We start from the raw sequence: 17186 nt of genomic DNA, 5'->3' as shown, positions 1-17186 counted from the left end.
CTGCGCGGCCGGCGTCACTCCTGCTCGCGAATTTCGGCGGGGCCTTTGCCGGTCCAGCGCTTCAGCGCCCGGCGGAAATTGGCGGTGTCGGTGAAGCCGACCAGCATGGCGACATCGTCCGTGCTCAGTTTCGTCGTCTTCAGATACTCGGTGGCGAGCGAGCACCGCACATCGTCGACGATGGCGACGAACGACGTGCCTTCCGACTCGAGCCGTCGACGCAGCGTGCGGCTCGTCATCTTCAACGCGCTAGCGACGGTCTCCATGCCGGGAAACTCGCCCGGCTTGCGCATGAGAACCTGATAGACCTCGCCGGAAACACCGGTCGATGTCTTCGCCTGTCCGATGAGCCTGTCGCACGTCTCCTGCAGAAGCGCGGCGGAGTGCCTGTCCGCGAGATGAGGCTTGAGTTCGAGTATCGCGCCGTCGTAGATGAGCTGACATTCGCCGGCGTCGAACTCGCATGGGCAGCCGAGATACTCCGGATAGATGGAGGCGTGCGGCGGCGCGGGATACGAGAAGCGCGCGAGCATCGGCGGACAGCTTCTGCCCGCGACATCCTGCAAGTGCGTCACATGCTGCGTGTACTGCTGTTCGAGCAGGAACTGCTGCACGTCATGCGGGAAGGGCGACGTGAACGCGTCGGGAAACGTCCATACCGACGTGTCCGGATGTTCGTGCCATTCGATGGTGATGGTCGGCGTCGCGAGCCGATGGTATTTGACGCCGAGCCTAAAGTAATCGCGCAGCGACAGGCACGACATCAGCGCGTAGCCGTACATGCCATACGCGGCCAGATGCAGCCGCGCGCCCGTCTTGAACGGCGTTCGCGGATCGGCGGAAAGCGCGACGGCGTTGCTGCATACAGCGGCGTACTGCCGGACGGACGTCATCACCGAGGCATCATAGATCTCCTCGGGCGCAACGCCGCTTCCTTTCAGGCTGTCCGCCGGCGCAATGCCTTGCTCAGCGAGCACGTCCACCAGCGCGGCGATCTTGTAGGGCGCATAGATGCGCTCATTCAACAGTGGCAGTCTCGACGACACAGCGCCTCCTCGTGTGTCCTGCGGGGACACCACCTTGTCCGAATATGACCTTTCGCAGCGCATCGTATCCCACTACTATCACCGTAACAAGACGAGTCCGCATCGCGAATGCGCGACTCGCGAATCCATCGGAGACAGCCATGCAACGCCAACTTCACGTCAGTTCGTCGCCGCCGGCTTAAGCCAGCCGCACGGTCGTTTCCCGTTCCGCCCTACGTTTTCCAACGGCGTCCTCCCGCGCTTGCCTCGTTCAGGCGCGCCGGGGCATTGCCGAAGCTCGCCCATCGAGCGCGTTTTCGAAGGACATTCAATGAGCAATCCGAGCAGCAAAGTCATCATCACCTGCGCCGTGACCGGTTCGGCGCATGTGCCGTCGATGTCGGAATATCTGCCTATCACGCCCGATGACATCAAGCATCAGGCGCTCGAAGCCGCCGAGGCCGGGGCCGCGATTCTTCATCTGCATGCGCGCAATCCGGAAGACGGCCGCCCGACGCCATCGCCCGAAATATTCCGGCGATTCGTGCCCGCGATCGCCGCGCAAACCGACGCCGTCATCAACATTTCGACGGGCGGCAGCACGCGCATGACGCTCGACGAGCGCCTCGCTTACGCACGCGTGGCGAAGCCCGAAATGTGCTCGCTGAACATGGGCTCGATGAATTTTTCGCTTCATCCCGTCGCGGCGAGGATGTCTTCGTGGCGCTTCGACTGGGAGAAGGATTATGTCGAAGGCATGGAGGACATGATCTTCCGCAACACGTTCCGCGACATCAAAAACATCCTCACCGAATTCCGCGACTATGGAACGCGCTTCGAATTCGAGTGCTATGACGTGGGGCATCTGTACAGCCTCGCGCATTTCATCGATATAGGGCTGATCAAGCCGCCGTTCTTCATCCAATCCGTGTTCGGCATTCTCGGCGGAATCGGCCACGATCCCGAGAATCTTTCGATGATGCGCGCGACCGCCGACCGTCTTTTCGGACGCGAGAACTACCATCTTTCGATTCTCGGCGCCGGGCGTCATCAGATGTCACTGGTGACGATGGGCGCGATCATGGGCGGCAACGTGCGAGTCGGCCTCGAAGACAGCGTCTACCTGTCGCGAGGCGTGAAGGCGAAATCGAATGCCGAACAGGTCCGCAAGATTCGCCGCATTCTCGAAGAGTTGTCTTTCGACATCGCGACACCCGCCGATGCGCGAGCCATGCTCGGGCTCAAAGGGCGCGACAACGTTTCGCTCTGACTCGAAGAAGTCAAATCTGGAGACATCATGACTGCCGCTACTGTTGACCACAGCCTCGGAGAAACGCATTGGCTTGCGACTCGCAAGGCCATGGCAAGACTGCTTCCGCTGATGTGCGGAATCTACTTCCTGTCGTTCATCGATCGCACGAACGTGGCGCTCGCCAAGAGCGCCCTGGCTGCCGACCTCGGCATCAGCGCCGCGGCGTATGGACTCGGCGCCGGCATCTTCTTCATCGGCTATGCGCTGCTCGAAGTGCCGAGCAATCTGATCGCGCATCGCGTCGGGCCGCGCGCGTGGATCGCGCGAATCGCGGTGACGTGGGGCGCGCTTTCGACCGCGATGATGTTCGTTCAGGGCGAGTGGTCCTTCTACATATTGCGCGTGTTGCTGGGCGTCGCCGAAGCGGGATTGTTTCCCGCGCTGATGTACATGGTGACGCTCTGGTTCGCGCCCAAAGACCGCGCCGTTGCCGTCGGATGGATCTACACCGCGCCGTCGATCGCGCTCATCATCGGCAATCCGTTGGGCGCGGGTCTGATGCAGCTCGGCGGCATCGGCGGTCTTCACGGCTGGCAGTGGATGTTCCTGCTCGAAGGCTTGCCGACCATCGTGTTGGGCATCGTGCTGTTCTTCAAGCTTCCGAATCGTCCGTCCGAAGTGAAGTGGCTGTCCGCGCAGGAAGCGCAGGCGCTCGAAACGCACGCGGTCATCGACACGCACGGACACGCGGACCTCAGCACGGCAGACTGGCTCGCCGCGCTCAAGCGCCCGACGACCGTGCTGATCGCGCTCATCTACTTTTTAAATCAGGTGGCGTTCGTCGGCCTGTATTTCTTCACGCCGTCGATCGTCGCGCAGATGCATGTGAGCTCGCCGATTCTCGTCGGCGTTCTGTCGAGCAGTGTCGGCATCGGCTTTCTGCTCGGCGTGCTGACCCTTCCGCGCATTCATCGCCGTGTGAGCAACGAATGCGGCTTTCTCGGCGTGCTGACCGCGGGCGTCGTCGTCAGTGCGTGTGCGTTCCTCGCCAGCCGGAATCAGGCAGTGCAGATTACGCTGCTCGGCATCACGGGCTTCTTTGCAGGCGGCATTCTGCCGTCGTACTGGGCCGTCGCGATGAAGCGGCTGCAAGGCGTGCAAGCGGCGGCCGGCCTCGCGTTCATCAACACGATCGGCTTGCTGGGCGGCTTCGTCGGACCTTATCTTTTCGGGCTCGCCGAAACGATGACCGGCAGAAGCGATGCGGGCTTCAACGTCGTCGTGGCTGCCTCGGTGCTGGGCTTGCTGCTGGTGCCGCTGCTCGCGAAATCGATTCACGCCGCGCAGCGTCCCGTCGCCGATGCTTCTCCCGCTCGCTGATGAACCGAACGAATGTCGATATCGAACATGAATACTTTTGAGCTTCTCAAACCGGTCCCGGGCTTGCGCGTACTCATCTCGGGCGCGGCCGCCGGCATCGGCGCTGCAATCGCGGACGCATTCGTGCAAGCCGACGCGCAAGTCTATATCTGCGACGTGAACCAGCAGGCGGTCGATGGCGCCAAAGCGCGCAATCCGAAGCTGCATGCCGGTGTCGCCGATGTCGGCGCGCGCGAGCAAGTCGATAGCGTCATCGACGACGCGCGCTCGCGGCTCGGCGGGCTCGACCTGCTCATCAACAATGCGGGCATCGCGGGTCCGACTGCCGGGATCGAAGCCATCGATCCGGACGATTGGGAGCGAACCATCGCGACGAATCTCAACAGCCAATACTATTTTCTGCGTCGCGCGGTGCCGCTGCTCAAGGAGACGTCGGATCGCCCGGGCATCATCGCGATGTCGTCCGTGGCCGGCCGGCTGGGTTATGCGTACCGTACGCCGTATGCATCGACGAAATGGGCGATCGTCGGTCTCGTCAAGTCGTTGGCCGTCGAACTCGGGCCGAGCAATATCCGCGTCAACGCGATCCTGCCGGGCGTCGTCGAGGGCGAGCGCATGGACAAGGTGATCGCCGCGCGCGCCGAATCGGCGGGCGTCGGCTTCGATGAAATGAAAGCGCAGTACCTGAAGAAGATTTCGCTGCGCCGCATGGTCACGGTCGACGATATCGCAGCGATGACGCTGTTCCTGGCATCGCCGGCGGCGCGCAACATCTCGGGACAAGCCATCAGCGTCGACGGCAACGTCGAATATCTCTGACCATCCGAAAAGCGCAACCGAAGCGGGCGCCGGGCACGGCGGCGCCCGCCGTCACACTCACGCGTGCGCGCGTGCCAGCCATTCATCCAGACCGATGCCGCCGCGACGCGCTTCGCCGGTCGGCACGAGCGAGTCTTCGCTGATCGTGCCGCCGAAGTACGTCGCGTCCGGATCGACGACGATCTCGCGCACATCGCCCGTCGCCTTCAGATACCGGCCGATGATCCGATTGAGCGGCGCGCGCTCCGGCCCCGCGATATCGACGATGCCGAGCAGCGGCGCGCCGAGCGCGACATCCGCGACGATCGCGGCGACATCGTCCGCGGCGATCGGCTGAAACTGTCCCGGCGACAGATGCACCTTGCCGTCCTGCATGCCGGCATCGGCGATGCCGCCGAGAAACTCGTAGAACTGCGTCGCGCGAACGATCGAATACGGCACGCCCGCTTCGGCGATCAGCTTCTCCTGCGCGGCCTTCGCGCGGAAATAGCCGTTGTCCGGCATGCGGTCCGTTCCGACGACCGACAACGCCACATGATGCTGCACGCCCGCCGCGGCCTCGGCCTTGCCGAGATTCGTCGCCGATGCGCGGAAGAAGGCCATGACGTCGTCCGGCGCCCACGAAGGCGCGTTCGTCAGATCGATCACCACTTGCGCATCGCGAAGCGCTTCATGCAATCCTTCGCCCGTTACGGCATTCACACCGCTGCGCGGCGAAGCGGCGACGGCCTCGTGACCCTTCGAACGCAGGATCGCGACCGTTTTCGCGCCGATCAAACCCGAACCTCCCATGACGACGATCTTCATGATGCACCTCGTGCTTAAAGTGAAAAGACAGTGAACGTGAAGTCATTGTGTGAGAATCATGGCTTAGCGAAAAGGGACAAGAATCGTCGATCGAACTAGTCCATGAGACATGTCATGCCATCAGCCGACCATGCGTTGAAGATAGCAATCGACCGGCATGAGGCCGCGCCGATTTACCTGCAGATTTGCGAGCGCTTCAAGACGGCCATTGCGGCGGGTCATCTGAAACCCGGCGACCGCGTGCCCGCGTTGCGCGGCCTCGCGACGCAACTGAACATTGCGCGCGGCACCGTCGAAACAGCCTATACCATTCTCGTCGACGAAGGCTATCTGCAGATGCGCGGCGCCGCGGGCACGTTCGTGTCGTCGTCGCTGCCCGAAGCCGCGACGCCGTCGGGCGCGCGCAAGGACCGCGAGCGCGGGAACGCGCCGCGCACGGCACGCGCAACGCGCGCCGAACCGGCCGCCGAGATCGGCCACGATGCGAAGCCGCTGCGTCCGGGTCTGCCCGCGCTCGATGCCTTTCCGCGCAAGGTATGGAGCCGTCTCGTCGCGCATCGCGCGCGCAGCGGCGATCTCGCCACGCTTGCCTATCCCGATCCCGCCGGATATCGGCCGTTGCGCGAACGCATCGCGACATATCTCGGCCTGTCGCGCGGCGTGGCGTGCGATCCGCAGCAGGTTTTCGTGACGAACGGTTATCGCGCGACGCTCGAACTCGTGCTGCGCGGTCTCGCGAAACCGGAGGATCGCGCGTGGTTCGAAGAGCCCGGCTATCTGCTCGCGCGTAACTTTCTTCTCGATGCCGGCATGCGGCTCGTGCCCGTGCCGACGGATGACGAAGGGCTCGACGTCGATGCCGGCATCGCGCTCGCGGCCGATGCGCGTTTCGCGTTCGTCACGCCAGCGCATCAGAGTCCGCTCGGCGTCACACTGTCGCTCGCGCGGCGCATGAAGCTGCTCGACTGGGCGAGCCGCGCGCAGGGCTGGATCGTCGAGGACGATTACGACAGCGAGTTCCGCTACGCGGGCCGCCCGTTGCCGGCGCTGAAGAGCCTGGATCGCGACGATCGCGTGATCTATTGCGGCACCTTCAGCAAGGTGCTTTTTCCGGGTCTGCGGCTCTCGTATGTGGTCGCGCCCGGCCGGGCCGTGGAGCGCTTCGGCCAGGTCACGGCGAGCATGAACGCGGGCTCGCCGTATCTTTATCAGGCGGCCGTGGCGGACTTCATCGCGCAGGGGCATTTCGCGCGGCATCTGAAGCGCATGCGCGCGCTGTATGCGCAACGGCGCGAGTGGCTTGCGACGGCGATACAGAAGGCGTTCGGAGATCGCGTGAGCATCGGGTTGCCGACGGGCGGCATGCATCTCGTCGCGATCTTCCGTGCGGATCGCGACGGTCCCGTCGACGATCTGGCGATGGCCGGCCGCGCGCGGGAGGCGGGTCTCGCGGTGCTCGCGCTGTCCGCGTGGTATCTCAACGGGCGAAGCAAGGAAACGTTGCGCGGTATCGTCGTCGGATTCGCGAATGTCGCCGATGCCGGCGAAGCGGCGCGTCTCGCGCGCATGCTTCGCCGGGCGTATGACGGTTAGGGCGTGACGGTGTCGCCGTCGGATGCGAAGGGCGCGTGCCTCGCGATGTGCTCGCGCGCGAGATCGAGCGCCTGTGCGACGGCTTCGCTGCCGCGCACGAGGCCTTGGAGCGTCACGAAGCGCAGGTCCTGCAAGCCGATCGAACCGAGCGCGTAACGCAGGTACGGCGTAAGGAAGTCTCGCTGACGCGCAAGCTCACCGCTATGAAATCCGCCGGAACCGACGATCACGAACGTGGGCCGGTCGCGCATCAGACCGACCTTGCCTTCGGGCGTCGAAACGAACGTGCGGTGAATGCGCAGCACGTAGTCGATCCATAGCTTCAGCGCGGCGGGCACGGTGAAGTTGTGCATCGGCGTGTTGATGATGAGCGTGTCGGTGGTTTCGATTTCGCGGATCAATTGTTCGGAGATGTCGAACTGCGCTTCGTCCGGATGGCGCGACGTGATGGCGCGCGCGTAGTCCTGCGTGAGCGGAGGCAGCGGCGTTGCGGCGAGATCGCGTTTCACGATATCCACGCGCGCACGCTTGCGCAACGTATCGATCATTTCGAGCGCGAGCCGGTAGCCGTGACTCGCGTCGCCATGCGGGCTCGCGTTGATGAAGAGCACTTTCATCGCGCGCGCTCCTCGCCGGGCACAGCCAGCGTCTGCACAAAATGCATGCCCTTGGCGAGCAGGCCGTTGCGGTAATAAAAGCGCTGTGCGAGCGCCATATGCAGGCCGGTGTCGAGCACGAAGTGGGCGCAGTGTTCGTCCCGTGCGATCCCGCGGACGGTGTCCAGCAAACGGGCACCGATGCCGCTGCCTTGCAGACGCGCCGTGACGACGAGATCGTCGACATAAACGAAGCGTCCGTACAGCGTGTTCGTCTGCGTTCGATACCCGGCGAGGCCGAGAATCGCGCCTTCGTCGTCACAGGCGGCCAGCAGCCGATAACTTTCCTCGCGTTGACGGCGCAGTTGTGCGCAAAACGTATCGGGGTCCGTAAGGTGCGGCCGGAGTTCCTTCATTACTTCGAAGGCGCGCGTCCAGTCTTCGGGGGTATCGAGGTGTCGAAAAACGATCGATGTGTCCATGCGTGTTCTCCACAATGCATGACACATACATTACCGATGCGATGGCGCAGTCTGAAGGGCCAAGAAACGCGCTTCGGGGTAGGCCATGACGGCGTGCTCGATCGCGCGGGCGATGCTGCGCCGGATCGGAAACGTTCGCCGCTCGACAAGTGCTAGAACCTGCCCGCGCGATACGGAACTGGATCGGTTAAGCACGCTTCCCCGTTCATCAGCTCGCCGACAAGCCTGCCCGTCACCGGACCGAGCGTGAGGCCGTGATGCGCGTGCCCGAACGCGAACCAGAGCCCGCGATGGCGATCCGCCGGTCCGATCACCGGCCGCATGTCCGGCGTGCAGGGCCGAAGCCCGAGCCACGGCGACTCGTCGATGCGCGCCCCGAGGCCGAACACCGGTCGCGCGATCCGCTCCGCGCGTTCGAGTTGCACGGGGCTCGGCGGCCGGTCAGGGCTCGCGAGCTCGACGCCGGTAGTCAGACGCAAGCCGCGCCGCATCGGCGCGACCACGTAGCCGTTCTGGATATCGACCACCGGCCGCGATAGCGCGGCGCGTCCGTCGGGTGCGTAGTGCATGTGATAGCCGCGCTTGGCCATCAACGGGATGCGGTATCCGAACCGGCGCACGAGGTCGCCGGACCATACGCCGAGCGCCACCACCGCCGCCTGCGCTTCGACCGGTCCGCTCGACGTCATGACGCGCCAGCCGCTGCCCGATGGTTCGAGCGTCGCGGCGTCGCCGCTCAGGAAGCGTCCGCCCTCGCGCTCGAACAGCGCCGCATAGCCCTTCGTCAGCGCGCCCGGATCGATGACGCTGCGCGGATCGGTCCAGTGCATCGCGCCCGCGTATCCGCCATCGAGCGATGCCTCCAGCCGATGCAGCGCCTCGGCATCGAGCACCTTCAAGCCGAGCCCGTGCTCGCGCGCGATCCGTTCGGCGGCGCTTGCTTCGCGCTCGAACTGCTCGCGCGAGCGATACGCTTCGAGCCAGCCGGTGGGCCGCACGAGATCGGCGAGACCCGCCCGCGCGATCAGCGCCTCATGCTCGGCCACGCTTCGCTGAATGAGCGGCAGCATGTCGCGCGCGGCGGCGGCCAGACGCGCGGGCGCCGATTCCCACCAGAACCGCGTGAGCCACGGCGCATACGCGGGCAGCGAGCGCAGGTCGTAGCGCAGCGCGGTCGAGCGATTCATCGCGAACTTGAGCACGGTGCCCCAGTCGCGCGGAAACGCATAAGGCACGACCGACGACGCCTCGATCAGGCCCGCATTGCCGAAGCTCGTCGCCTCGCCGGGCGCGCGGCGATCGACGAGCGTCACTTGCCATCCGCGCTGCCGCAGATGCAGCGCCACGCTCACTCCCACGATGCCCGCGCCGAGCACGATCACGTCCTGAGCCATTTTTTCCGATGCCTGATGAAGTGCCTATTTCGCAATGATGTCGCGTTTGAAGTACTTTTGCGACAAAGCGCTCAGTGTGCCGTCTTTCTTCAGCGAATCGAGCGCGGCGACGACCTTCGCCTTCAACGCCGCATCGTCCTTGCGCAAGCCGATGCCGGTGCCTTCGCCGAGCGTGGACGGGTCGGTGAGGGCGGCGCCCGCGAAATCGAAGTTCTTGCCCTCGGGTTTCGCGAGGAAACCGTCGATGGCGGTCTGCACTTCCTGCACCGCGCCGTCGAGCCGTCCGGCGCTCAGGTCCGCGAAGATCTGGTCCTGGCTCTGGTACGTCACGACCTGCACGCCTTCGCTCGCCCAGTGCTTGCGCACGTAATCCTCTTGCGTCGAGCCTTGCAGCACGCCCACGGACTTGCCCTTGAGGCTCGCGGGTGTCGGCTGCAGCTTCGCGTCGCGGCGCGCGACCATCTGGATCGGCATGACATAGACGGGCGGCGTGAAGTCGATCACCTGCCTGCGTTTGTCGGTGATGTTCATCGCCGAATTGATCGCGTCGAACTTGCGCGCCTGCAGCGCCGGAATCAGCCCGTCGAAGCTGTTCTCCACCCATACGCACTTCATCTTGATGCGCTGGCACACAGCGTTGCCGATGTCGATGTCGAAGCCTTCGAGCTGGCCCGCCGGCGTCTTGCTCTCGAACGGCGGATAGGAGGCCTCGACGCCGAATCGCAAGGTCTGCGACTCCGCGTGCGCCAGTCCAATTGTGAACGCGAGGCTCGCCGCGCCCGCGAAGCAGATCATCTTCCAGTTCATTGTCGTCACCAAGGTCGTTTGTGAACCCGCACCGTCTCTGTCTTGCGCCAGGCGCGCGGAGATGTCCGCGCGCCCAATCGAAATATAGACGAAAAATAAAATAAAAGTCTAGAATGGACAAAATAGTCTACGTCGAAGCAGTCACGAAGCAATCGCTCAACGGCCACGAACCGGAGGTTTTCGAATGATTTCCTTGCCCGAAGAAGCGCGCGAGGCCGCGCCCGGCGCGCAGATTCCTTTCATCGTTCACGAAGAGGAAGTGAGGCGGGCGCTGCCTTCGCTCGATATCCGCGGCGCGCTCGAAGAGATGTTCGCCGCGCTCGGTGATGGCGAAGCCGTTCAGCCGCCGCAGACGCTCACGTTGTTTCCGCGCGATGCCGGCGATTTCATCACCTATCTCGGCGTTTTGGCGAAGCACGAGGTCTTCGGCGCGAAGCTCTCGCCCTACATCGCGCAGCCTGGCGCGCCGATCGTCACCGCCTGGACCGCGCTCATGTCGATGCGCACCGGCGCGCCGCTGATGTGGTGCGATTCCGCGCTCCTCACGACCGAGCGCACGGCGGGCACGACGGCGCTCGCGGTCGACCGGCTCGCGCGCGTATCGAGCGAGCGGCTCGCGGTCATCGGATCGGGAAGCGTCGCGCTCGCGCATCTGCGGCATGTCGCGCCGTTGCGCGGATGGTCGGAGATCCGCATCCATTCGCCGCGCCTCGCAAGCGATGGCGAGCGTGCGGACGCGCTGCGGGCGCTCGATGCGCGTGTGCGCGTCGCGGCGTCGGTTGACGAGTGCGTGCGCGATGCGGATGTCGTGATGCTGTGCACATCATCGGGCACGCCGGTGCTCGCGCTCGATGCGCTCACGAAGCCTGCGCTTATTACCTCCATCAGCACGAACGTCGCGCGCGCGCACGAGATCGACGCGGCCGCGCTGAACGCGCTCGATGTCTACTGCGACTATCGGCGGACGACGCCCGCGAGCGCCGGCGAAATGGTGATCGCGCGGGAGCGTCACGGCTGGTCGCCCGATGCGATTCGCGGCGATCTTGCAGAGCTTGCGCGCGGCGCGTGTCCCGCACCTTCGCATGAGCGCGCGGTGTTTTTCCGCTCGATCGGGCTCGGCCTCGAGGACATCGCGGTCGCGCACGCGCTGTATGTTCATCTCGCGAAGCAGCGCGCGGCGGCCTAGCGGTATCATCGCCATTCGCCGTTCCGAACTCATGCCGACTTCCATGCCCCGACGCAAGACGCCGAAGCCCGATGACGCCGCTCGCGAATCGCTGCTCGCGCGCTATGCGCACATCGCGGACAGCATCACGACGCTCTTCTTCCCCTATGCGGAAGTGGTGATCCACGATCTCTCCGACCAGACCATCGCGTACCTGTCGAACAATCTCTCGAAGCGCGAGATCGGCGACGACTCGGCGCTCGAAGATGTCGAGCAGACCGCGCGCGAGCGCCTCGTCGGTCCGTACGAAAAGCTCAACTGGGACGGACGCCGCATGCGCTGCGTGAGCACGGCGCTCTTCGACGACGCGGGCAATGCCGCGGGCGTGATGTGCATCAATTTCAACATCGCGGCGTTCGACGAGATGCGCTCGACGCTCGATCTCTTTTTGCGTGGCGCGGGCGTCGTCGCGCAGCCTGTCGAGCTTTTCAAGGACGACTGGCAGGAGCGCATCAACACCTTCCTGCATGGCTGGCTGCGCGAGCGGCAGATCGCGCTCAACTCGCTCACGCGCGATCATCGGCGTGAGCTCGTCGAGGCGCTGCACGCGCAGGGCGCATTCAAAGGCAAGAGCTCGGCGAACTATGTCGCCAAGGTGCTCGGAATGGGCCGCGCGACGGTTTACAAGCATCTGCGCGAGATGAAGGACGGCGGTTGAGGCGCTCTGCTGCATCCGCGGCAGCAGAGCGCCTAATCCGTCTTCCTGATGTAACGCTGACCCCCGTCTGACTCATGCTAACGACGACGAGGACATCGTCAAATTTGCGGTCGGGCGTTTGGCGTGTTGCGCGCGCTGGGTGCCAGGATCCTGCCGATCTGCGAGGTGCGCGTGACGGAACTCTCGTCCGTGGTGTCGCTCGAGTTCTCCGTATCGGGGGCATTGCCGCGACGGCGGGACTCGACGCGCCCCTCTCGTCAAACGCGAATCACGATGCATCGCGGCCGCAGTCGCGAAGTATTCACGCTTCGTCCTCCGCAGAAGGACCGCGGTCTACCGCGTTCCAATTCATCGGATTGGCGGTGGTGAATCGAAAGCGTGCGCGTAGTTCCGGATGGGCAGCGCCAAGGTTCAGTACGGCCAAACCTCCCAACTGGTGTAGCAACTCGTCGGTGACCGGCGACTGGCTCTCATCGTCTGCACCGAGCGGAAGGTTCATTGCCGATCCTCGCGCGATTTCACGATCGATCGATCGCTGAACCTCGTCTTGGTTCACCATGCAGATCTGAATTTGCTGCGTATCGGGGTTATAAAAGACGATGCTCACGCGCGGTGGTTTTGCCATCAAAAGCCTCTACAGGTTTGGTAGTTGAAGAATGCGTCCGACGTGCACTTCGCATACGCCCGTAAGTCTTGCGTCATCGCACGAACAAACTGGCAGCGGTCCAGGTCATTCTCCTAAGCGCTGAAGCAATCGGCTTCATCAGTTTCGCTTACAGCGCGGTGACCTGCGAGCTGGAGCGCACTGTCTAGGAACGGCGAGTCGTCAGCATACTCAAAAGGGGCGTCGCCGGAGGGTGATGCGTTCCCATCGAACCCCAACGCAAGGGTGCCGCCTCCCCCCACGACCACCCCGAGCGCCTGTTGCGCGGCGCTGAGCCAATCGGTCCCGCCGTGGGACTCGCTGCATAAACATCAATACGAAATCCGAAAGGATTCAGGATACGACCGCACCTGCCTTCGCGGCTTGGTCGGAACAGACGATGTTCGAAACGAAACACGGTCATGCGTCAAACAAAAGCGTTAGATGGCAACTATTAGCGCAGCGGACTAACCCGACATTGAGACCTACTGCGCGTAAAAATATTGGCTTGGCCCAACCTGAGCGCGCAAATCGAATGACGGCATGCCACCTGCGTGCCCCTTCGAGACGCCCACATCGGGTCCGTCGTGGGCGCTTGGCGTTTTCTGACGCGGACGACTTCCATACCAGTGCCGAACATTCGAATCGTGATAATCGCGACGAAGCGCCGAAAGTGGACGGCCTTTACAGATGGCAGAATACTTGCTTCCCAACGCGCTCACTTTGGCTCGCCGGTAAACCGTCCATGCCGAGACCGTCGTTCTCAACTCAACTCTTCACGCTCTGGCTTCTGGTCGCCGTTCTGTGCGGGCTCTTGAGCGGTGCCGTATGGCTCACGCTTTCGTCGGCGCTTGGGGAACGCGTGGTCGTCGCGAAGGAGCAGGCTGCAGCGGCATGCGAGGCGGTGGCCTCGCGCTACGACATGTCCATGCAGCATCCCGACGAAACCAATGTAGATCTCATGCACGCGGTGCTCGATCTGGTTCTGATACGGACCGAGGGCATCGAAGGCGGGTTCTGGGCGAAAGAGCCGGCATCCGGCGCGCCGAACGGCTTCCTGGCCTATGCCTTTCCGACCTATGGCGGGAGCGGCATGAAACGAGACGTTCCCGAAGCGGAGACACCGCTTATCCTGCGCACGCTTCAGCACGCAGCCAGCATCGGGCAGATGCGCGCCGATGTCGTTTCGAGCGGAACGGACGCCGTCATCGCGATCGCTTGCCCCGTGCCGCGCCACGCGGGCCTGCTGGCCTGGACGCTCACGCGCGCGCGGCCGCCGCTCGGGCCATACGGACAGCGCGCAGCGGCCATCCTCGCCGGCGTGCTCTCGGTCATCGTCGTGCTCGCCGTGTTTCTGGCGCTGACGCTCAAGCGCTGGAAGCACAACCTGACCCGGCTTGAACGCGCGCTTGCGCCAGAGGGCGAATTCGAGCGCGGCGAACGGCTGGAACGGTTGGGCGAGCGTGATCTGGATCAGATCGTCGAAGCCCTCAACCGCTACGTCGCGCGTGCGGAGCAGCTCAAGCGGGACGCAGACGCACTGAACGCCCAGCTCGCACAGGCCGAACGGTTCAGCACGCTCGGCAAAATGGCGGCGCAAATCGCGCATGAAATTCGCAATCCGGCTGGCGCCATGCGTCTGAAGGCCGAGAACGCGCTGGCAGGCGATGCTGCGCGCCGCGAAGCAGCGTTGAGGTCGATCATCGAGCAGGTGGGCCGTATCGAGTCGCAGGTGACGAGCCTGCTCGCGCTGACGCAGCCCGTTTCGCTGCAGACGCGTGAGGTCAGCCTGCACGCATGGCTCGACGACATTATTCATACGCATGAGCCGGGCGCCGAACGCCGTGGCATCGCGCTCGGCAAAGATGTGGACGTCGAGCAAGACGCAGGCATGCCGATCTTCGATCCCGTGCAACTGGCCCGCGCGCTCGACAACCTCATCCTGAACGCGCTGAGGCACGCGCCGTCTGGCACGCAGGTAATGCTCCGCGCACGCGGCGTCGAGTCGGCGAACGGGAAGCGGCTTCGGCTCACGGTCATCGATAATGGTCCCGGCGTCGGCGCGGCCGAGCGCGAACGGATCTTCGAGCCATTCGTGACGGGGCGGCCCGACGGGTCCGGCCTGGGCCTTGCCGTCGTGCGGGAGATCGCGTCGGCGCACGGCGGACGTGCTTATCTCGACGACGACTCGAACATGACGTGCTTCGTGATCGACTTGCCATGGCGACCATATTAATCACCGACGATGACGATGCCTTCCGCGAAGGACTCGTGGAAACCGTGCAAGACCTCGGCCACCGGGCGATCGAGGCGCGCTCCGGCGAAGAGGCACTGCATTGGCTGCGCGCGAACCCGGCGCCCGAGTGCATCTTTCTCGACTTCCGCTTGCCGGGCGCGGACGGTCTTGCGGTGCTCGAGTCATTGCGTGCGATCGCGAAGCTGCAAGCCGTGCCCGTCGTCATGCTGACGGCCCATGCCACGAGCGACAACACCATCGGCGCGATGCGGCTCGGCGCGTTCGAACATCTGACCAAGCCGGTCGGACGCGATGAGATCGTCGCGCTGCTGGAGCGGATACTATCGGCGCAGCGAAGCTCCCCCCTCACGCCCGCATTCAGCGACGACGTGACTTCTCGCGAGCCGCGACTGCTCGGCGTAAGCGAAGCCATGCGCGACGTGCAGAAGCGCCTGGGCCGCGCGGCGGGAACGAACTCGACCGTGCTGATCACCGGCGAGACCGGGACCGGCAAGGAAGTGGCCGCTCGCGTGCTCCATCGCGCCTCGGCGCGCGCGAACGGTCCCTTCGTCGCGGTGAACTGCGCGGCCATTCCCGAAGACCTGCTCGAAAGCGAACTCTTCGGGCACGCGCGAGGCGCGTTCACCGGCGCTCAGGGCGAGCGCAAAGGCCGGATCGAAGAGGCGCACGGCGGCACGCTGTTTCTCGACGAGATCGGCGACATGCCGCGTTCCATGCAGGCGAAACTGCTGCGCGCGCTACAGGAACGGCAAGTCACGCCGCTCGGAACGAACCGGACAATATCGGTCGATGTGCGCGTGATCGCGGCAACCCATCGCGATCTTGCCGCGATGGTCGAGGCGGGCACGTTTAGACAGGACCTGCTCTTTCGCCTCAACGTGATCCCGTTGCACATGCCGCCGCTACGGGAGCGTGTGGCCGACATCCTGCCGCTTGCCGAGCACTTTCTGGAAGCTGCATCGACCGAAGCGACGCGCAAGCATCTCTCCGCCGATGCCCAGCGCCTTCTGGCCACTTTCCTTTGGCCAGGGAACGTGCGCGAACTGGCCAACGCGATCGAGCGGGCGAGTGCGCTTGCGCCGGGGCAAGTGCTCACACGCGAAGATTTCGCGTTTCTCGTTGCGGCAAAAGACAAAACCGGCGAGGCAATTCCGCCAGCGCTGCTCGAGCTTCCGCTTACGGAAGCCGTTGCGCGGCTCGAACGCGCGCTGATTACTCACGCGCTGGCTGCGTCGGGTGGCAATCGCGCGGAGGCCGCAAGGACGCTCGGCATCAGCCGTCAGTCGCTCTATACGCGGATGACGAGTCTCGGAATGTCCGACGCGTCGTCGTAGGGAAACGAGTGTCAACGAATCGGACAGGCGATGTCCGTTTCGTTGACACATCGACGATCTTCGTTCGCGCAAGACGTCGAAGTCTTCAGCATTCTTCGAATGGCATAGCACTTGCAGAACACTCCGCGCCACGCGAAAGGAGTGAAACATGCAATCGACCCAGCCAGCCAATCGACGAATCGCCGTTCGCCTGCTCGGCGCGACGAGCCTTGCCGCCGCCCTCGTGATGAGCGCGAGTTGCGCAGCGCAAACGAGCGCTGTGACGGCGCCGCCGCCCCCGCCGCCGGTCTCCGCAGACGCGCCGCCGCCTCGGCCTCCGGGCCTGGCCCCGAGGCCGATCTCCAACGCGGCCTCGATGACCACGACGCAAGCGACCGTAGCGCGCTTTCTGACGAATCCCGATGGCGACGTCGACGGCTTTCTCGCCAGCGACGGGACGCTCGTACGGTTCCCGCCGCACATGAGCGCGCAACTGACTTCGACGGTTCGCCAAGGCGACAGCGTGCAGTTGAGCGGCTGGCGCGATGAAGGCGGCAACTTCATCGCGCAACGCATCGCCGACACGCGAAGTGGACAGCAACTGATCGATCAGCCGCCGATGCCCGGCGCGCTACCACTTCCGCGGGAACTGCGCGGCGCCGGTCTCTCGCGCCTCAGTGCGCAGGGGCAGGTGGCGCACGTGACGACCGCGCCGCGTGGCGAGCCCGACGGCGTGATTCTCTCCGATGGCACGGTCATCAAACTCACGCCTCCGGTCGCACAGCAGTTCGGAAGCCTGGTTCGAACGGGAGCCACGGTTTCGGCGCGCGGCTATGGCACGCGCAATCAATACGGCACGGCGCTTCAGGCGACGTCGTTCGGTTCGCCGGGCAATCTCACGCAGATTTACGACCGTCCGCCGACAGCGCCCTGAT

The 17186-nt window shown here is 64.3% G+C and carries 16 protein-coding genes; 9 read left to right on the top strand and 7 right to left on the bottom strand.

Annotated elements, in window-relative coordinates:
- Positions 1 to 14: 14 nt before the first annotated feature.
- Positions 15 to 1046 (bottom strand): AraC family transcriptional regulator, encoded by a 1032-nt coding sequence (locus QCE49_RS17490; protein ID WP_250457026.1) that lies wholly within the window; start codon positions 1044 to 1046, stop codon positions 15 to 17.
- 310 nt (positions 1047 to 1356) lie between these two features.
- Between QCE49_RS17490 and QCE49_RS17485 the strand changes: the two genes are divergently transcribed.
- The 3 genes from QCE49_RS17485 to QCE49_RS17475 are packed head-to-tail and all read left to right on the top strand — an operon-like array spanning position 1357 to position 4476.
- Complete coding sequence (locus QCE49_RS17485) at positions 1357 to 2295, top strand: 3-keto-5-aminohexanoate cleavage protein (RefSeq protein WP_008346539.1); 939 nt, start codon at positions 1357 to 1359, stop codon at positions 2293 to 2295.
- Between the two features lie 27 nt (positions 2296 to 2322).
- Positions 2323 to 3657 (top strand): MFS transporter, encoded by a 1335-nt coding sequence (locus QCE49_RS17480; RefSeq protein ID WP_250457025.1) that lies wholly within the window; start codon positions 2323 to 2325, stop codon positions 3655 to 3657.
- A 27-nt stretch (positions 3658 to 3684) separates the two neighbouring features.
- Entirely contained in the window at positions 3685 to 4476 is a 792-nt protein-coding gene (locus tag QCE49_RS17475; protein WP_008346542.1) for an SDR family oxidoreductase, read from the top strand.
- 57 nt (positions 4477 to 4533) lie between these two features.
- Here QCE49_RS17475 and QCE49_RS17470 read toward each other — a convergent pair whose 3' ends face one another.
- On the bottom strand, positions 4534 to 5283 hold the full coding sequence (locus tag QCE49_RS17470; RefSeq protein ID WP_250457024.1) for an SDR family oxidoreductase: 750 nt from the start codon (positions 5281 to 5283) through the stop codon (positions 4534 to 4536).
- Positions 5284 to 5397: 114 nt separating this feature from the next.
- Between QCE49_RS17470 and QCE49_RS17465 the strand changes: the two genes are divergently transcribed.
- Positions 5398 to 6876 (top strand): PLP-dependent aminotransferase family protein, encoded by a 1479-nt coding sequence (locus QCE49_RS17465; protein WP_175980166.1) that lies wholly within the window; start codon positions 5398 to 5400, stop codon positions 6874 to 6876.
- On the opposite strand, the gene QCE49_RS17460 is transcribed toward QCE49_RS17465, so the two are convergent.
- The 4 genes from QCE49_RS17460 to QCE49_RS17445 all read right to left on the bottom strand — a co-directional run bounded on the left by QCE49_RS17460 (position 6873) and on the right by QCE49_RS17445 (position 10155).
- The gene (locus QCE49_RS17460) at positions 6873 to 7493 is read right to left on the bottom strand and encodes an FMN-dependent NADH-azoreductase (protein WP_250457023.1); all 621 of its coding nucleotides are present in this window, start codon (positions 7491 to 7493) and stop codon (positions 6873 to 6875) included. The genes QCE49_RS17465 and QCE49_RS17460 overlap by 4 nt on opposite strands.
- The gene (locus QCE49_RS17455; RefSeq protein WP_250457022.1) at positions 7490 to 7954 is read right to left on the bottom strand and encodes a GNAT family N-acetyltransferase; all 465 of its coding nucleotides are present in this window, start codon (positions 7952 to 7954) and stop codon (positions 7490 to 7492) included. The genes QCE49_RS17460 and QCE49_RS17455 overlap by 4 nt, the downstream gene beginning before the upstream one ends.
- 152 nt (positions 7955 to 8106) lie before the next feature.
- Positions 8107 to 9348 (bottom strand): FAD-binding oxidoreductase, encoded by a 1242-nt coding sequence (locus QCE49_RS17450; RefSeq protein WP_250457021.1) that lies wholly within the window; start codon positions 9346 to 9348, stop codon positions 8107 to 8109.
- 24 nt (positions 9349 to 9372) lie between these two features.
- Positions 9373 to 10155 (bottom strand): ABC transporter substrate-binding protein, encoded by a 783-nt coding sequence (locus QCE49_RS17445; RefSeq protein ID WP_008346553.1) that lies wholly within the window; start codon positions 10153 to 10155, stop codon positions 9373 to 9375.
- 184 nt (positions 10156 to 10339) lie between these two features.
- Here QCE49_RS17445 and QCE49_RS17440 point away from each other — a divergent pair, with 184 nt between their 5' ends.
- Positions 10340 to 11341 carry an ornithine cyclodeaminase family protein gene (locus QCE49_RS17440; protein ID WP_008346555.1) on the top strand — a complete coding sequence of 334 codons (1002 nt, stop codon included), beginning with the start codon at positions 10340 to 10342 and terminating at the stop codon, positions 11339 to 11341.
- Between the two features lie 43 nt (positions 11342 to 11384).
- Complete coding sequence (locus tag QCE49_RS17435; protein ID WP_284507589.1) at positions 11385 to 12038, top strand: transcriptional regulator; 654 nt, start codon at positions 11385 to 11387, stop codon at positions 12036 to 12038.
- A gap of 301 nt (positions 12039 to 12339) precedes the next feature.
- Here QCE49_RS17435 and QCE49_RS17430 read toward each other — a convergent pair whose 3' ends face one another.
- The gene (locus QCE49_RS17430) at positions 12340 to 12663 is read right to left on the bottom strand and encodes a hypothetical protein (RefSeq protein WP_175980163.1); all 324 of its coding nucleotides are present in this window, start codon (positions 12661 to 12663) and stop codon (positions 12340 to 12342) included.
- A 763-nt stretch (positions 12664 to 13426) separates the two neighbouring features.
- Between QCE49_RS17430 and QCE49_RS17425 the strand changes: the two genes are divergently transcribed.
- From QCE49_RS17425 to QCE49_RS17415, 3 genes are all read left to right on the top strand, one after another.
- Positions 13427 to 14917: a HAMP domain-containing sensor histidine kinase gene (locus tag QCE49_RS17425; protein ID WP_250457057.1), complete on the top strand. Its 1491-nt coding sequence runs from the start codon at positions 13427 to 13429 to the stop codon at positions 14915 to 14917.
- A complete protein-coding gene (locus tag QCE49_RS17420; RefSeq protein WP_250457019.1) occupies positions 14902 to 16272 on the top strand; it encodes a sigma-54 dependent transcriptional regulator in 1371 nt (456 codons plus the stop codon). Before QCE49_RS17425 ends, QCE49_RS17420 begins: the two co-directional genes overlap by 16 nt.
- A 148-nt stretch (positions 16273 to 16420) precedes the next feature.
- Complete coding sequence (locus QCE49_RS17415; RefSeq protein ID WP_175980161.1) at positions 16421 to 17185, top strand: hypothetical protein; 765 nt, start codon at positions 16421 to 16423, stop codon at positions 17183 to 17185.
- Position 17186 lies beyond the last annotated feature (1 nt).

Source organism: Caballeronia sp. LZ008 (assembly GCF_031451435.1).
In the GTDB taxonomy this organism is placed as follows: domain Bacteria; phylum Pseudomonadota; class Gammaproteobacteria; order Burkholderiales; family Burkholderiaceae; genus Caballeronia; species Caballeronia zhejiangensis.
This window is presented reverse-complemented; position numbering and strand designations above follow the sequence as displayed.

Coding starts and splice junctions, on each gene's coding strand:
- QCE49_RS17485 (WP_008346539.1), top strand. CDS start 1,357: ATGAGCAATCCGAGCAGCAAAGTCATCATCACCTGCGCCGTGACCGGT.
- QCE49_RS17480 (WP_250457025.1), top strand. CDS start 2,323: ATGACTGCCGCTACTGTTGACCACAGCCTCGGAGAAACGCATTGGCTT.
- QCE49_RS17475 (WP_008346542.1), top strand. CDS start 3,685: ATGAATACTTTTGAGCTTCTCAAACCGGTCCCGGGCTTGCGCGTACTC.
- QCE49_RS17470 (WP_250457024.1), bottom strand. CDS start 5,283: ATGAAGATCGTCGTCATGGGAGGTTCGGGTTTGATCGGCGCGAAAACG.
- QCE49_RS17465 (WP_175980166.1), top strand. CDS start 5,398: ATGCCATCAGCCGACCATGCGTTGAAGATAGCAATCGACCGGCATGAG.
- QCE49_RS17460 (WP_250457023.1), bottom strand. CDS start 7,493: ATGAAAGTGCTCTTCATCAACGCGAGCCCGCATGGCGACGCGAGTCAC.
- QCE49_RS17455 (WP_250457022.1), bottom strand. CDS start 7,954: ATGGACACATCGATCGTTTTTCGACACCTCGATACCCCCGAAGACTGG.
- QCE49_RS17450 (WP_250457021.1), bottom strand. CDS start 9,348: ATGGCTCAGGACGTGATCGTGCTCGGCGCGGGCATCGTGGGAGTGAGC.
- QCE49_RS17445 (WP_008346553.1), bottom strand. CDS start 10,155: ATGAACTGGAAGATGATCTGCTTCGCGGGCGCGGCGAGCCTCGCGTTC.
- QCE49_RS17440 (WP_008346555.1), top strand. CDS start 10,340: ATGATTTCCTTGCCCGAAGAAGCGCGCGAGGCCGCGCCCGGCGCGCAG.
- QCE49_RS17435 (WP_284507589.1), top strand. CDS start 11,385: ATGCCCCGACGCAAGACGCCGAAGCCCGATGACGCCGCTCGCGAATCG.
- QCE49_RS17430 (WP_175980163.1), bottom strand. CDS start 12,663: ATGGCAAAACCACCGCGCGTGAGCATCGTCTTTTATAACCCCGATACG.
- QCE49_RS17425 (WP_250457057.1), top strand. CDS start 13,427: ATGCCGAGACCGTCGTTCTCAACTCAACTCTTCACGCTCTGGCTTCTG.
- QCE49_RS17420 (WP_250457019.1), top strand. CDS start 14,902: ATGGCGACCATATTAATCACCGACGATGACGATGCCTTCCGCGAAGGA.
- QCE49_RS17415 (WP_175980161.1), top strand. CDS start 16,421: ATGCAATCGACCCAGCCAGCCAATCGACGAATCGCCGTTCGCCTGCTC.